Below are 15,811 nucleotides of genomic sequence, written 5' to 3' on the forward strand. Positions count from 1 at the left end.
AAATTACATGTAAAAGAGACGAGGCGGTATTAACGACTCCCGGCCTCAACCTCGTGTCGTCACCTACCCCCGGTGTTTAATTACGGCACGAATTTCATTCCAGTCATCTTTTCACATTCAAAACATTCAGAAAAATGAGTACTCTCTTCACAGTACTGGGCATCGCGTTTGCCCTGTTCATCCTCAAATTCATCTACGACAACTTTTTAACCGACAACGCCGAAAAAGACTGGCAGAAACTCAAGCAGCAAGATCCTGAAACGGCCAGGATGATTGAGCAGAACCAAGGAATGAACCTGCGTACCAATTACCGTATTCGGGAAGATGGTTTGTACCTGTGGACTTATCAAGGCAATGGGCCAAATGGGTATATCTCCGGTATCTCAATGGGGCTCCTGTTCGAAGCTGGCAAGGTTTGCAAGTTTGAGGCTGACTTTGTGGTCACCTTAACAAAGGGTGAGGTTAGACAAGTGTTGGATAGCAATTCCGGTGATTATCTTCAAGAAGTCTCGCCTGACGTTACAGACTACACACTCGATGGCAAAAAGATCAGTTTTCGGTTTTATCCTGATCCGCAGAAGACTAGCACGTACATGGAATTGGTAGGCGAGATCACCTCTAATGGGCTTTGTCTTTCAATCACTCAGCACTTTATCAATTACATAAAAGCTGATTTCGATAGCGAGATCCTTTTTATCGGTGCCGAATTTGTCTTTCTACCTGCCTGACCAGAATCTTCAATTAGGCTTCTTCTTTTTCATTCACTTGACCATCCTTTTTTATGCATTTACGCTATGCTGAACGCAGACAGGCACGAATACGTGTCTTATTGCAAGGGCCTTCAGGCTCTGGAAAAACCTACTCTTCATTACTGCTAGCTTATGGTCTCACGGGTAGCTGGTCGAGTATCGCCATTATCGACACGGAGAACAAATCCGCTGATCTTTTTGAGCATTTAGGTAAGTATAGAGTGCTGGTCTTGGAGCCTCCGTATACTCCTGAACGTTACATCGAAGCACTGAAAGTATGTGAACTGGCAGGTGTGCAGGTGATCATCCTGGATTCGCTTTCTCATGAGTGGCAATGCCTATTGGACGAACACTCGGCGATGAGTGGTAACTCTTACACCAATTGGAGTAAATTAACACCTCGGCATGATTCTCTTGTGAACGCTCTGCTGCAAAGTAACTGCCACCTGATTGCTACCGTCCGAGCCAAACAGGATTACGTCCTGGTGGAGAAGAACCATCGGCAAGTACCTGAAAAAGTGGGCATGAAAGGCATTACCCGAGAAGGGATGGATTACGAATTCACGCTGGTATTTGAGTTGGATAACCGCCACTACGCCCGAGCTACCAAAGATCGTACTGGATTATTTACTGACAAACCTGATTTCTCCATCTCACCGAAGACAGGTCATCAGATTCTACGCTGGTGTCAGGAGGGTACCACTCAAGCGCAAGTAGAAGAGATGATCAATGCAGCGAAGGATACGACCAGACTAAAAGACCTCTACGACTTGTATCCGGAATTCCGGGAGGCTTTAACGCCCTTGTTTACTGAACGCAAAAACCAATTACAATTACTCTCATTACCCAAACATCCCAAATATTATGGAAACTCAAATCATGCAGCTTGAAGAAAGCTACGAAGCCGTTGTTATCGACTCAGCCCCTTCTTCGGAACGGGCTTTTTTATTGGCTAATACCATACCCGCAACAATGCGGGAGATGCAGGAGAAGCACATTATCCCAGTTTACAGTAGAGATAATGAACCGTTAATCTCCCACGGTGATTTTATCGAGTCAGCACTGGAAACTGTCGAACGGTTATTCCCGCACGAAAGCATCCTGGAACCATCGATCCGAGTGTCACACCCGATCAAAGGCCGTATACCATCGGCTCGTAACAAACCAGCGAAAGATCTGGAGGAGTGGGAGAGAACCTTATATTATGAACGCGCTGCTTTTGTGATTGAAATACCGTCAATTCAAGAGAAGGTAGGCGACAACCAGCTCTCGTTAACCATTGGTGGCGTCAAGGCCTACAATCACGATAGCCTTCACCAGAAGAAAGGTGTTGATGAGCATTTCAAAGTCTTCATTGGATTTCAAAATCTGGTATGTACCAACCTGTGTGTTTCGACGGATGGTTATCTGGCTGATCTTCGGGTAAAGTCCGTGGCTCAACTCATTACGGCAATTGAAGACTTGATTCGTAGGTATCAACTCAACCAACACTTGTCGTTGATGAGGCAGCTAACGGGTTATTACTTGACTGAGCAGCAGTTTGCCCAGTTGATCGGTCGGTGTCGATTGTACAATTACCTGCCTCAAGCCCAAAAACGAGACATTGCACCACTTTTGATAACGGATCAGCAGATCAGTATGATAGCCAGAGATTACTACCGGGATCATTCGTTTTGCCGGGAAGCTGATGGACGGATCAGTTTGTGGAAACTGTACAATCTGTTTACAGGAGCGGTGAAGAGCAGTTATATTGATACGTTTCTGGATCGGAATGTGAATTCATTGGAGATAACGGGTGGAATTTTGCAGAGTTTGCAAGGTTTGCACGCTTCGCAAGGCTGGTTTTTGCAATAAAAAATATGGCAGGGGTCATTTGGCCCCTGCTTACTGTCTTATCCTGATATAGGTTGTCAGATTTTCACCTAAAATCGACAACTATGCAAGATCACATTCGAGACCTTTTGAGCCGCTTCCAGTACATCGAACAATTACGCGAGACTGCTGTATTTCGTATTCTCTTCGGCGGAGAAGATGTAAACCAAGTGATGACGGATTTGGGTATTCACAGTGGGTACACGATTCGTAGCTGGGTGCAACTCTATCGCCAGAAGATGCAGACGGGTCTGCTAACTTTACCCGCCATGAAGCAAGCACAAAAGCGCGACATGGCCGCCTTACAGCAGCGCAACGAGGAGTTGGAGAAGACTTTACATCAAGCCAATTAGTTAATCTTGGCGCTCAATACCATGATTGAGACGGCTGAAAAAGAACTAAATGTGCCGATCCGAAAAAAGTCTGGCACCAAACGGTCCTGAATCTTCGTGAGAACGAGATAGCAAAGGCAAGCGTCGGAAGCCTTTGCCGACTGTTGGGTGTGAGCCGACAAGCTTTTCACGCTAGAAAATAACGCTCCCAGCGTTCGGTGAGCCATGCGATGTTAGTACTAGACCTGGTGACGGTCCTAAGGCGCGACGTTCCTGGCTTGGGAACCCGGAAATTGCACCTTTTGCTGGCAGAGCCGCTGGCCCAAAGTGGCATCAAGTTAGGTCGAGATAAGTTGTACAAGATCCTACAGACTCACGGGTTTATCATCCGTCAGGGTCGACAGATACCTCAAACAACGGATTCCAATCACCGCCTACATAAGAACCCTAACCTACTTATTGATAGGGTGATATCAGCGCTCCGCCAGGTTTGGGTGAGTGATATTACTTACCTGTTCATCGGTTTAGGATTTGGCTATTTGTCGTTGATAACTGACGCCTATTCCAAGCTTATTGTGGGCTATCGTCTTCATCCCTTCTTGACGGCAGAAGGCAGCCTTAAAGCTTTGGATATGGCCCTAGATACCCATTTGGAAAGGGGAGAAGAATTAATCCATCATTCAGATCGAGGCAGTCAATACTGTAGTTTTGACTACGTTCGTAAGCTAAAAGGGGCTAACATTTTGATCAGTATGACTCAGCAAGGTGATCCCTATGAAAACGCCATCGCTGAACGAGTAAACGGAATACTTAAGACAGATTTCCGCCTGAACCGAGTGTTCGTTAATTTTGAGGAGGCTGAGAAAGCGGTTGAAAAAAGTATCTATAATTATAATCATTTACGGCCCCACATGAGTTGCGATTACCTAACTCCGGCAGTGGCTCATCAGAGCGAGCACCCACTAAAAAAGCACTGGAAGCCCAAAGTTTACAAACGGTCAAAGTCTGTTCAGGACCAAGGCCAATTTGGGTGAGTTCATTTGTTTTATCTAAATTGACAACGCTATATCAGGATTAAGATTGACGAATAATTTTTGACACAAAACTGACAACTTTTTTTCAGGATCGGACAACGGTCAACGGAATTCAGGACGAGACACATCGTCATACCCTTCAAAAATCCACCCATTAAAATAAAGGCAAACTGTATCATCCTGGCTAGCCTCAAGGTCTGCTTCTAACATCCGCATAATGCTTGATTTGCCGCTGCCCCAATCACCGAATACACATATAGTAACAGGAAGGATCTTATCATTCATCACTATTGGTAGACCAGCTCCGCATGCGTTTTAAACCCTAGCTGATCTAGAGTTGATTCGTTGTCAGCTCACATAGGTGTTAATCAATTAGGATTAAGTATATAACAAAAATCTTAAAACTTCGATACTCAACGTATTATGCAAATAGTAGAATTGCTCCTTTTCTCAAAATCACGTTTGAAACTTCTATCATCTTTTATGCGCCTTTCCGGATCATATATCACAAATAGCTTGTAGGCTCCTGGCGGGTATTTCATTATATCAGCGGCAAGCTGATCGGTAACTTTACTCGGTGGAGTGCTTCTACGGATGTATTTAGCTTCAATAAACAAATCCGAATCGGCATTTGTCGACGAATGGTCAGGAACTACAGTTGAGAAAGAAAAGCGAACGGCAGGGTATTCTCGTTCGTAGGCGACTTCGTCACGTTTCAAGAGCGCTTGGATTTGATCATTAAGTGCATTTTCGTGATTAACTTTCGTACTTGCTAGGGCAATTGGGATGGCAGTAATCAAAATTTTAGCAATGTCATCAGCCAAACATTCTGCCTGATCACGCTGGAAGCGCCGTTCATTCACAACTTCGTAAATTGAATTTGGCAGGGGTGGTCCATAAATTGAATAGTGCGTGTCGACCATGCCCCGATAAGCCCGCTGTACGGCAGCCGAATGCCGCTGATATAAATCATGCAATTTTGTTACCTCTTCTTCTTCCTTAAAAGTCGGTGTATAAGCCGTTAAGTCGGCAAGTGGGTCTAAGTAAGATTCGCAGAATTCACCGAAATGAGTAGTAGCAAAGGAATGAGCATGACGCATATAATCAACTACATGCGTTCGGGCATCATTGCATGGAAAAGCTTCTGTAGCCAAATCGAAATCATATATGGCATCATATTTATCTAATTGACTGGCATACATTGCAAACCGCCGATCAACACATTGAGAGCAATAACCGCAATGAGAGGCTGTCGTTCGATTTTTAAAACCCAAAAATGTTTTTGTGCAGGTAACCGTAGCCGCTATTAAGCCTTGCTGATTATACTGTTTTAACGAAGCAACAACCTCAGTCTTCGTCCAATAAAGGAATGGGTGTAAAATCTTGAACGATTTGATCGCTACAGATGAAAATACTTCCTGAAGTAATCCAAGTGTTTTTGGGTGCGTAGTTCGGCTGGCTCGACCATTAATTACATCCTGGCGCTTACTTAAGTTTATTGATGTGATGCCATTCTCGAATATATTTAATTCATTCTGTCCGTAAGCCTGCGCTAGGGCATATCCAACGGCGGTGTAAAGGAAAAACCGTGTTCTTTGGGTTTCCTCGCTAGCACGAACACTACTCAGTGTGCATTCAAGGGGGTGATAAAACAAACGGTTTGGATAGGCTTGTTTTAAAGCATCGTATACTCTTCTTTGTACGCGGGTTGTAGATGAATTAGATCGATGGCTAGTAATTATTACCTTATCAGGCGTTTTTTCTAAAAGTGAAACTACCCCAGCCAATGAATCTAATCCACCAGAAAATAAAGCTACTGGGTATGTAGCTGCTGTATTCATCGGCATCGAAACGATTTCATCATTGTGAAATAGACTCGTTAGGGGGTCTGATCCGATTCGTTTTGTAAAATGAAACTGATATGATTTATCCCCCGTAATAAATATCAATGCATCTTCTAGTTTCTTGTTTATATCAGCTTGTTGCCAAAATGATAAATCACGGACAGGTATGCAAAATATGAGTTCACGTGCCCAACTTGTGAATTCGACTTGATCAGTTGTCCCACGCTTTATCTGTCTGTCAGCTGCGTAAATAAAGGCAGCTATTTCGATCAAATCCCGAGTTCGATCCGGCATTTTTGATTGTAAATGGGAAGCGAAACTATGAATTTTGACGATCATATTCCGATTGGCCAGACCTTCACGGTTTATAAGCTTCAAAATACGATGATTTGGCGTCGTACCAGCCAGGGAGTCTGGTAGTGCTACGTTGTCGCAGAGAATAATATGTCGTGTATCAGTCTTCAAGATCAAGATTATACACGAGGTTTCTCTTAAGTTTCTTCAATGCGTAGCCTACAAAACCTTGAATTTCAGAATGTTTTGGGAATCGTTTAGCGGCATTGTTATTGTACCAGCCAGCTGCAAATTGCTGGGTTACCTTAGTAGTTTCAAATGCATTTCGAGATATGTCATCTAAATGAGAATCGAGACGTTTATTAAAATTACTGCGATCAAAAAGATTGTTGAATGAAGCAGACGCCTCCCGCTCAAGAAAGTATTTTAGATATCGGCCCAGGAAATTAGAGAAGTAGATCCTCGATATCTCACTGAAACCACCTGCATCAGCTGCCCGTCGCCACGGCTCAAATGGATCGGCATCACCACCAAAAAATAGAGTTGTTTGCTGTTGTTCCTTTTTTGTCCAAATACTGACAGTATCTATCAGTGCTTGTGATGATATTGTAGCATATTCCGTGTTTTCGCTATTAGTCAGATTGAATTGTTTTATCGACCTAGCTAATTCCAATAAGGAAAATGATGAAGATAAAGTGATACCATTCTGCAGTAAAAAAGTATGTGGATCACGCTGTTTCGACGCATGCAGTAGAATAAGCAAATAGGAAAATGAAGCCAAAACTCCTTTATCCTGATTCATTCGTTCTATCTGCTGGGCTACATTCTTAGTGGTGTTAGTGGCAATAGAAGCCACATTATTATTCTGTGGTGAGAATTCGGTTAATTGAGCCACGATGTTGCGCCATTGCTTCGTGCTTGGAAGGTGGCTTATACGCTCGTGTCCCATTAGGTTGAAGAATATTAGTTTAATTAAAGTTATTGTCTTTTGACAAGTGCAAAATGTATTTTTTATTGGTAATCATCAATATACAACTCAACAAATTTTTTATACGGTGGTGCTTTTATTGATGCGCGAGTAAGTCTGTTATGTATAGTGCTTTTGCTATAATGGCAAATTACAATTAATCTGATTACTAAGCCCTGAGACGACGCTGTGTTTAGCTTAGTCAACCTGCTTGGCAGCAGTTGAATTGGGCTGAAATTGAATAATAAAATATTAGCGTATTGCAAAGTTGCAAACCTTACAAAGTGTGCAATTTCTGCAAAATCATGATTTTGAAACATAGGTCAACCGAAAATAGATTCTAGTGCTTTGTCAGTTGTATCTGTATCAAATTCGGAAAGGTACTTCTCTGTGATATTGATTTTAGAGTGTCTGAGCAGCTTCGAGATAGCATAGACATCCTTAATTTTCCTACGTCCCAGATCAGCGAATGTATGCCTAGCAGAGTGGAAGGATACTTCTTTATTAATGCCAGCCAATGAGCAGATCTTTTTGAGGTATTTATTAATGAGAGCATTCTTCCGGCTAATTTCGATCAATAGTTCCGCTTCAGTGGTGTAGGTACGATTCTGATTGAGGATATGAAACACGTAGGCTTCAGGATCAGTTTTTAAAGGTTTATACTGCTGAATGATTTCTTCTGCTTGTGCTGGTATTTGAATCGAGTGGCCTTGGGTAACGGTGTTTTTTGTTTTGCGCATCACATAGGACAACCGCTTACTATCGATATTTTTCCATTGCAAACAGGCAATGTCGCTGAAGCGCATTCCGGCTAAATAAAAAGCACACAACCAATAATTACGGGTATGCCACAGCAGGGAGTCGGTGGGAAGGGCAATTTCACAGAATTGTTTGAGTTCTTCTTCGGTGAGCCTTACTCTTTCGGGTTTTCCTTCCTTGATTCTTATTTGAAGGAATGGGTTTTCTTGGATTGGGAGAATACCCTCCTTAACGGCTTGGTTAAAAATAGTACGGATTTTAGACAGACCTTTTGAAATTGTATTTGTGCTATTACCCTTTTGTTTACGGAGCCAGCTTTCATAATCGGTCAGCACCTTGACAGTAATGTCTGCAAAGAGTAATTTCTCCTCCTTAATAAACTCCAAAAACTTGTTGATTTCTGTACGAACATTTCGGGCAGTATTATATGGCTTATTGGTTAAATAGCCATAGGCGTATTGAAAAAAGTAAGTTGAAGACTTTCCTTTTAGGTTTTCGGCAATCACAGCAGACGAGACGTTTTTGACTTCGGCTTTTAGCTGGGTTGCTTCCGATTTGATAGAATCGATTTTTGCATTAATTACAGCGTGAAGGCGGAATGTACGCCGTACCTCCTTTTTGTTAGGGTTCCAGTCTTTGAGAGGGATATCGAATCCAATATATACCCGACGGTGCTTTCGATTTTCAGTAATCCGCAGAAATAGGGGATAAAGGTCTCCCTTTTTAGGCTTGTTGCTGATTTCAACCGTAAAGGAAATAGAGTTGGTTCTCTTGCGGCCTTTTGTTGGTAAAGCTTCGTACTCAGACATATTTTTAGAGCAAATGTTAGCCTTGCTAAGATAACCAATTTGGAAATTTTACTGTAACATTACTGAAACATTTCTTACTTTTGGTTGATAAAGCCTTCTTCCACTTGCTTCAAAATGTGCTATTTAGAGCTAATTTGAAGGTATTTTGCAATAAACTAAAGCAGCTTAATGTAAATGTTCGAGTCCGGCTCCCGGTACAATAAACACCTTACGAAAAGCTGATTTTCAGTGATTTGTAAGGTGTTTTTGGTTTCTAACGGTTTGTTATATTCCGTGGAAAACACGATAAGTCGCAGAGTAGCCTGATCGCTGGTTCGAATTCACACTGAGACTGACCGAATTCACATTGCCCAACATGATGGTTAAAAAAGATCCTTTTTTTGATGTCTCAAATTCGACAACATGAAAAAGACCATCTTCGCCATCATCGCCGGGAGTCTGACCCTGACTTCAGTCCAGGCGCAAATCAACTGGGGCGACTACTCCCAAAGTTTTCCGGCTGAGGTCGGAAACAGGCCCTCAGCGGTGGGCTTGATTCTGGCCATTCGAAAAGAGAACAATGCATTTTGGGAAATCCGGGACAAGAGCCGCCATGAAATTGATCTGGCGAAAAACCCGGTTTTTCAACGGGAACGGCCCCAGGGATTCGTGGTCCGCACCACGTTCGATACGGCGCGGGCGCAGTTCTTTCTGCACGGCGTGGGGCCGCAAATGGCCCGGCAGTACCAGTTTCGGGTGATGGAATATCCGGGCCATCGGGTGCTGGTTCCCTGGCAGGGCATCGACCGGTTTACCGATTCAACCGTGATCCACGATTCGGGGATGCCGGCAATGGCGTATCTTGGCGGCTACAGAACCCGGCTGGGGAAGATGCTGATCGTGGATGTCAGAAACACCCGACAAAACCAGATTGTGGCGACTTCGCTGGTGGCCTGGGAGTCGGTCAAGCCGGTGATTACCAGTGTGTATACGTCCGAAACGATCGGTGATTTTTTTCAGAAGTTGCAATCGCCCTGGCTGCCCGACCGGCAATCCACGGGCAATTTTTCCCCGGTTTTTACGGTTCCATCCACGAACGAAAACCTGATTTTTGCGCTCGAAAAGGGTCAATTCAGTAAAAAACAGATTCAGTACGAATTGGTCCGAAACGGCAGCGTCTACAGCCCCTGGCGTGACAATGAATACAACAACAGTTTTGTCTGGCTCAAAGCGCATCCCCCCGGAGCGTATATGATCCGGATTCGGTATTCGGCTCAGCCGCAGCACGTTGTGGAATACCGCTTTGCCGTTCAACCGGCCTGGTATCAAACAAACCGGTTTCGGTTGGTAGCGGGCATGTTTGTGGCGGCCTTCCTGGGCGCGGGTTCTTTCCTGCTGTTGTTTATCCGGCAACGGAGGAAAACCCGGCAGGAACAGGTGGGCAAAACCCGCTTGCAGCTCGAATTGAAGGCGATTCACGCCCAGCTCAATCCGCATTTTGTCTTCAACGCCCTCAGCTCGATTCAGGGCCTCATCAACAAAGAGGACATCGAAGGGGCCAACCGGTACCTGTCCGATTTTGCCCGGCTCCTGCGGGAGTCGCTGCAACATGCCCACAAAGACGAGCTTTCCCTGCACGAAGAAATCCAGATGCTGGATACGTATTTGAAGCTGGAGCAGCTCCGGTTTGGGTTTCAGTATTCCATCCGCGCCGATGCTGCGATCAATGTGTATGAAACGGCTATCCCGGTGATGCTTCTACAGCCTTTGGTCGAAAACGCAGTCAAACACGGCGTCGCTTCCCAACAGGAAAAGGGTGTTATTGCTGTGGTTTTCAGTCGGCTGTCTCAGGTCATGACCGTGACCATTACCGACAATGGCCGCGGATTTATGGAGGATAAGGCCGGTAACGGTTTGGGATTGAGCCTCACCCGCGACCGAATTGAGCGCTTGAACAAACTCCATTCCGACGGGCCAATTACCTTGTCCATTCAGAAAGCCACCCCATCGGGAACGCAGATTACCCTTACCTTTGGGTCATGGTTTTGATGAAAGCACTGCTGATCGACGACGAGCAACCGAATCTGGAGAACCTGCAGGCCCTGCTGGCCGCGTATTGTCCGCAGGTAGAAGTCTGTGGTACGGCCCTGAACGCGGAAATGGCTACCAACCGGCTGCACGTTCTCCAGCCCGATCTGGTATTTCTGGATATCCAGATGCCCCGGCAAAACGGATTCGACTGGTTGCGCAGCCTGCCTGCCTACGACTTTGCGGTGATTTTCGTCACGGCCTATGATCAGTTTGCCATCCAGGCCCTGCGGTTTGCCGCGGTGGATTACCTGTTGAAGCCCATTGCGATTGACGAATTACAGGCGGCCGTAGAAAGAGCCCGCCAACAACGGCAGTTGAAAGAACAGAATCAACTCCTGCAAAACCTGATGCACTTCCTGAAAGCCGGTCAGCCGCCCGAAGAGCCGCGAATTGCTTTGGCGACGGCAAAGGAAACGCGGTTTGTAAAAACCGGTGAAATCATTCGCTGCGAATCGTCCAACAATTATACGACGTTTTACCTGATCGATGGAGAAGCCCTGCTGGTGTGTAAACCCATTTTCGGGTATGATGAGTTGTTGAAGGACTACGGTTTTGTGCGCTGCCATCAGTCGCACCTGGTGAATAAGCAGTTTATCAGGAGCTGGAAAAAAGAGTTCGGCGACTTTCTGGTGTTGACCAATGGCTCCGAAGTTCCCATTTCGAGGGCTAAAAAAGAAGACCTGAGAAAAGCACTGCGTTTGTCATAAAGCCGGGCATACACCGGGTCGAATGACAGGGAATCAGGTTGTTTTAAAACAATACTTCAGATCTTTACCAAGCTTGTCATTAAATCAAAAATTAGCCTACTTATCCGTTAAAAATAAATACGGAAAATATTCCCCAACTGCATTAAAGTTGTCGTAATTTTATACGCTATAAATACTTATAAAAAAAAGTATTGCGGAGTATATAAGGATTTTTTCTTAATTCTTTGGTATGAATTTACGACTACCGGCGTATTTTACTTTAGTCTGTTTTTTTCTTTTCGGATGTGAAGGATGGGATTTTGAGCGGAAATCATTTCAATCCTGTGCGAAGCCTTCGGCCCAGATTTCTTTTACGGCTGAAAAATTAAGGGTAACGTATAAACTCGTCGATATTCAGGGCGATTTTACCACGGTTTCCTGGAATTTTGGTGCCGGTAATCCCGTCACCTCATCCGAACGGGAGCAGACCTTTACGTACTCGGGAGCAGGCACTTATACCGTCAATGCCGAGCTTAAAAACCCCTGCGGAGATACGTACAAAGCAACCCTGACCGCCCAAATAACCAATGCCTCTTTAGCTTCCGTCACGACACTCGATCCCTCGGGCGTTTCCAGCAATTCGGCGTTAATGGGCGTAAAAGTAAATGATGCCGGAAACGCTACCATTTCGCAATACGGCGTGTGTTATTCGAACGTAGTGGGTGTGCCGGATATTAATAATTCCACCGTCCTTTCCTCAAAAACGGGTCTGGTAATTGATAATAATCAGACTTTTCAGGCCACTCAACTGCTGCCCAATACCCTTTATTATGTACGGGCTTTCGCAACGAATGAAGCCGGTACTTCCTATGGCGTCGTCAAGACGTTTTTAACTACATCCCAGCCGGTTGTCAACACCTTGGCAGCCACGGCCATAACCGGTACCAGTGCCGTTCTGTCCCTGTCGCTGACCAATCCGGGAACGCCCGTTTTAACGCGCTACGGGGTGTACGTGTCTTCTACCTCCACGGACCCGGGCAAAACGGGCAGTTATCAGACATTTAATACGGATACGCAGGGGATTGCGCCTTCGTTGCCCGGTAACAAAGCCGATTTTACCGTTTCCGGCCTTCAGGCCAATACGTTGTATTATTACCGGGCCTTTGCCATCAACGCAACTGGCACGGTATACGGGGCGGTTTTGACGTTCAATACCCTGGCTTCATCGATTACGAGCGGACTGGTCGCGTATTATCCATTGGACGGAAATGCGAATGATTTCGCGGGTACCAATCACGGGAAACTGGTGAATCAACCGCCCTCGACTACGGATCGGAAAGATGCGCCCAACAGTGCGGTTTTTCTGGATGGTGACAATGACTTTGTTGAGATTCCGGATCATCCCGTCCTGCGGTTTACGAACGCCATGACGGTCAGTTTCTGGGTAAAACCAACAGGAACCGTCAGCCAGCCGATGCAGCTGCTGGTGAAGTCGCGTTATACGGGTGGAGATGAGCAATATGGCATCAGCATTCGTCCCCTGGCGGGCAATTCCAGCAACCATGTTTTGAACGTCGATGTCAAACAAAACAGCAATTGTATTTCGGGTGCCGGCTGGGAAAATGCGAGTTATACCGTCGCCCAATGGCTCAATAACTGGCACCATGTGGTGGGTGTTTATGAAGGTCGCTCGTTGAAATTATACCTGGACGGAAAATTGGTAGCCAGTCGGGAAAATCTGCCGATTTCGAACATCGATAATTGTCCGGGTGGTGATGTTCGGCTTGGGTTACTCAGTCAGGCTTTCCCCAATAAATTTCAGGGGAGTGTGGATGAATTGCGATTTTATAACCGGGCTTTAACCCTTGTTGACGTTCAATCTCTGTTTGCTTTATGAAAAGGATGTTTTATAAAAAGATGTTCTACGCCCTGGTAGTTTTGTGCGTTTTCATTCTGACGCCGGCCATGAGTCAGTCAACCCGTCAAGTTACGGTCACCAACGTCAAAATCGAACAGCAGGAAACCAGAATAAAGGTTACGTATGATGTAGAAAGTCTGGTAAAAAATGATTCGGTTTTTATTCAGGCGGTTAATCAGAATAACCGGGTTTTAATCGCCCGGTCGGTGACGGGAGCGGTTGGAAAAGGCGTTGGTTCCGGCAAGGGAAAAGTGGTTTACTGGGATATTCAGGCGGATGGTTTATTGGCGGAAGATGAAGTCCAGGTGGTTGTCAATGTCAAACTAGCGCCACCGGATTTGGGGGGTGGCCCCGCCAATGCCCTGCTCTCGATTCTGGTTCCGGGGCTCGGCAATGTGCTGGTTCAACCGAATAAAAAGATTGGATTCCGCCCGTTGATCACGGTTGCTTACGGGGGCTTGCTGGTGTATGGGCTCATGCAGCGAAGCAAGGCGATGGACCAGTATGCAATTTATGAGTCCCAACCGTATGAAAACCAGGCAGAACCGTATTTCACGAAAGCAAACCAGTTGCGCCATCAATACCTGATTGCGACCCGTGCCGCGGCCCTTATTCTGGTTTCGGATGTCATCTACAGCGCTATCAAGGGAAGTCGTAATCGCAGGAAATCCAATCAGCTTACCCTGGGCTTTCAGGGCAACACACCCCTCGTTGGCATTCGTCGAACTTTTTAACCACACTCTTATGAAAAAAATACTACTTCTTCTGGGCGGCTTAACCGTCCATTTCCTGGCCGGAGCCCAGTCGCCCACGGTGATTTCCGCAAAAAGTCAACCCCTGAAACTGAAGGGAGAAGCGCCCAAAAATCTGCCGCCGGTGATTACCTGGCAATCTCCGGGCACCGATTACCTGCAGGTGAAGCAGGCCGCATTCACGGTTTCGGCCTGTGTTCAGTCCTTTGAAGCGTTGAAGGAGCATCAGGTGCTCCTAAACGGGAAAGCGTTTGGTCAGCAACGGGGAATGAAACGCCTGGTGTGCGGTGAACAGGTTTCCCAGGAAGTGTTGCTTCAGGCGGGCGACAATGTCCTCCAAATTACGGCCACCAACTCGGTGGGAACCAGCACGTCCACGGTGCGGCACATCGTTTACGAAGCGAAAAAAGATACGGTTATCGGACAAAAGCGGGTGGCGTTGATCGTTGCCAATTCCAATTATGAAAAACACCCGCTCAAAAATCCCGTCAACGACGGTCGCAGCGTGAGGGAGCAGTTTGAAAAGCTGGGATTTACGGTGACCCTCCTGGAAAACCTGAAACTCCGGGAAACCGATCAGGCGCTCGAAAAATTTTATTCGGAATTAGACAGCAACAACGTGGGCTTGTTCTACTACGCGGGACATGGCATCATGGCGGATAACCAGAACTTTATTCAACCCACCGACGCCGATCCATCGACTGAAGTGGATGCCCGGTACGTTTGCTACTCGCTGGAACGCGTAGTGGCCCGAATGAAAACCGCCAATCCGAACGGTTCCAATCTGGTTTTTTGGGACGCCTGTCGCAACAATCCCTATCGTTCCTGGACACGGGGTGCCGGACAACCGGTTTATACCACCATCAATCCGCCGGTCGGAACCTTGATCGTGTATGCTACCGAACCGGGAAAAACCGCCAGTGATGGCAATGAAAACGGTCTGTTTACCAGCGAACTGGTGAATAATATCAAAGAACCGAATCTGGATATTTTTGAACTGATCGACCGGATCGATCGGGGCCTTGAAAAGCGGGGGTTCCAGCAACCGCCCTACATTGAAGGGCGGTTACGGGGCAAACTCATCTTGAACCCCGTTATCAAACCGTGAGGTAGTTTAGAATTTAAAAAAGGGAATGCTAATAAAAAATGATGAATGTTAAATGTAAAAGTGATTCCCAAGTCAGCACTTTTACATTTAACATTCATCATTTTTTATTTAGCATTCTTTCTCAGTGGGCGAAAAACCTACTTTCTCACCCGAAACAGCTTGCGGCCGAACTGGATTAAACCGTCGGTGATGAACCACGTCAGCAAAAACGCGAGGCATTCGAGCACAAAACTGTGAAACTTGTAAAATACCTCAGCCGTTAGCATCGCCACCACCAAAGCCGGGAGTTGTTCGGTCGCGATTCTGAACCACGGCAACGAACGGATCAATGTATACATGGGTTTGTGGTCAGTGGATTAGGATGGGACATCATTCGTGAGCGAGGGCGCGCCCCCCGCCGAGGTCATATCGACCGCCGGTTGGGCCGATGCTTCCGCTGGCGGGACTGTTGCTGGCGACTCTTCCGTTTCAACCCCGGCGCCGGGGGCGGCTCCCGCGTCGGTAGCCGATGAACGGGATGTGCTGACCTCTGCTTGCTGAACGTCGACCTCGGGCGTTACGCTCACATTGGGCAGGTCTTTGGTATCGATTTCGATCGTAATTCGCATTGGAATAGG

The 15,811-nt window shown here is 46.2% G+C and carries 16 protein-coding genes; 10 read left to right on the plus strand and 6 right to left on the minus strand.

All coding sequences use genetic code 11. The annotated features are described in order from the left end of the window. The first annotated feature begins 134 nt into the window (after nt 1-134). From FH871_RS11830 to FH871_RS11850, 5 genes are all read left to right on the plus strand, one after another. Nucleotides 135-728 carry a hypothetical protein gene (locus tag FH871_RS11830; protein ID WP_138991640.1) on the plus strand — a complete coding sequence of 198 codons (594 nt, stop codon included), beginning with the start codon at nt 135-137 and terminating at the stop codon, nt 726-728. Nucleotides 729-781: 53 nt separating this feature from the next. Then, complete coding sequence (locus tag FH871_RS11835; protein WP_138991641.1) at nt 782-1,639, plus strand: AAA family ATPase; 858 nt, start codon at nt 782-784, stop codon at nt 1,637-1,639. Next, on the plus strand, nt 1,614-2,603 hold the full coding sequence (locus tag FH871_RS11840; RefSeq protein WP_138991642.1) for a DUF3871 family protein: 990 nt from the start codon (nt 1,614-1,616) through the stop codon (nt 2,601-2,603). Before FH871_RS11835 ends, FH871_RS11840 begins: the two co-directional genes overlap by 26 nt. Before the next feature lie 83 nt (nt 2,604-2,686). After that, nucleotides 2,687-2,974 carry a hypothetical protein gene (locus FH871_RS11845; RefSeq protein ID WP_138991643.1) on the plus strand — a complete coding sequence of 96 codons (288 nt, stop codon included), beginning with the start codon at nt 2,687-2,689 and terminating at the stop codon, nt 2,972-2,974. Nucleotides 2,975-3,183: 209 nt separating this feature from the next. After that, entirely contained in the window at nt 3,184-3,987 is an 804-nt protein-coding gene (locus FH871_RS11850) for an IS3 family transposase (RefSeq protein ID WP_138991644.1), read from the plus strand. 102 nt (nt 3,988-4,089) lie between these two features. On the opposite strand, the gene FH871_RS34155 is transcribed toward FH871_RS11850, so the two are convergent. The 4 genes from FH871_RS34155 to FH871_RS11870 all read right to left on the minus strand — a co-directional run bounded on the left by FH871_RS34155 (nt 4,090) and on the right by FH871_RS11870 (nt 8,660). Continuing rightward, on the minus strand, nt 4,090-4,272 hold the full coding sequence (locus FH871_RS34155; RefSeq protein WP_138991645.1) for a P-loop NTPase fold protein: 183 nt from the start codon (nt 4,270-4,272) through the stop codon (nt 4,090-4,092). Nucleotides 4,273-4,400: 128 nt separating this feature from the next. After that, on the minus strand, nt 4,401-6,296 hold the full coding sequence (locus FH871_RS11860; protein ID WP_138991646.1) for a 7-cyano-7-deazaguanine synthase: 1,896 nt from the start codon (nt 6,294-6,296) through the stop codon (nt 4,401-4,403). After that, nucleotides 6,286-7,074 carry a hypothetical protein gene (locus tag FH871_RS11865; protein ID WP_138991647.1) on the minus strand — a complete coding sequence of 263 codons (789 nt, stop codon included), beginning with the start codon at nt 7,072-7,074 and terminating at the stop codon, nt 6,286-6,288. The genes FH871_RS11860 and FH871_RS11865 overlap by 11 nt, the downstream gene beginning before the upstream one ends. Nucleotides 7,075-7,415: 341 nt before the next feature. After that, nucleotides 7,416-8,660: a site-specific integrase gene (locus tag FH871_RS11870; RefSeq protein ID WP_138991648.1), complete on the minus strand. Its 1,245-nt coding sequence runs from the start codon at nt 8,658-8,660 to the stop codon at nt 7,416-7,418. Nucleotides 8,661-9,062: 402 nt separating this feature from the next. Here FH871_RS11870 and FH871_RS11875 point away from each other — a divergent pair, with 402 nt between their 5' ends. The 5 genes from FH871_RS11875 (at nt 9,063) to FH871_RS11895 (ending at nt 15,194) form a co-directional block, all read left to right on the plus strand. Beyond that, nucleotides 9,063-10,688: a sensor histidine kinase gene (locus FH871_RS11875; protein ID WP_138991649.1), complete on the plus strand. Its 1,626-nt coding sequence runs from the start codon at nt 9,063-9,065 to the stop codon at nt 10,686-10,688. Then, nucleotides 10,679-11,437 carry a LytTR family DNA-binding domain-containing protein gene (locus FH871_RS11880; RefSeq protein ID WP_229317236.1) on the plus strand — a complete coding sequence of 253 codons (759 nt, stop codon included), beginning with the start codon at nt 10,679-10,681 and terminating at the stop codon, nt 11,435-11,437. The genes FH871_RS11875 and FH871_RS11880 overlap by 10 nt, the downstream gene beginning before the upstream one ends. 229 nt (nt 11,438-11,666) lie before the next feature. Then, nucleotides 11,667-13,313 (plus strand): LamG-like jellyroll fold domain-containing protein, encoded by a 1,647-nt coding sequence (locus FH871_RS11885; protein WP_138991650.1) that lies wholly within the window; start codon nt 11,667-11,669, stop codon nt 13,311-13,313. Then, on the plus strand, nt 13,310-14,068 hold the full coding sequence (locus tag FH871_RS11890) for a YnbE family lipoprotein (RefSeq protein WP_138991651.1): 759 nt from the start codon (nt 13,310-13,312) through the stop codon (nt 14,066-14,068). The genes FH871_RS11885 and FH871_RS11890 overlap by 4 nt, the downstream gene beginning before the upstream one ends. Nucleotides 14,069-14,078: 10 nt before the next feature. Continuing rightward, nucleotides 14,079-15,194 carry a caspase family protein gene (locus FH871_RS11895; protein WP_171062828.1) on the plus strand — a complete coding sequence of 372 codons (1,116 nt, stop codon included), beginning with the start codon at nt 14,079-14,081 and terminating at the stop codon, nt 15,192-15,194. A 137-nt stretch (nt 15,195-15,331) separates the two neighbouring features. Here the strand turns inward: FH871_RS11895 and FH871_RS11900 are convergent, their stop codons facing one another. Continuing rightward, nucleotides 15,332-15,532 carry a hypothetical protein gene (locus tag FH871_RS11900; RefSeq protein WP_138991653.1) on the minus strand — a complete coding sequence of 67 codons (201 nt, stop codon included), beginning with the start codon at nt 15,530-15,532 and terminating at the stop codon, nt 15,332-15,334. Between the two features lie 18 nt (nt 15,533-15,550). Next, nucleotides 15,551-15,802 carry a hypothetical protein gene (locus tag FH871_RS11905; protein WP_138991654.1) on the minus strand — a complete coding sequence of 84 codons (252 nt, stop codon included), beginning with the start codon at nt 15,800-15,802 and terminating at the stop codon, nt 15,551-15,553. Between the last annotated feature and the right edge of the window lie 9 nt (nt 15,803-15,811).

Source organism: Larkinella sp. C7, from assembly GCF_006149005.1.
Lineage (GTDB): Bacteria > Bacteroidota > Bacteroidia > Cytophagales > Spirosomataceae > Larkinella.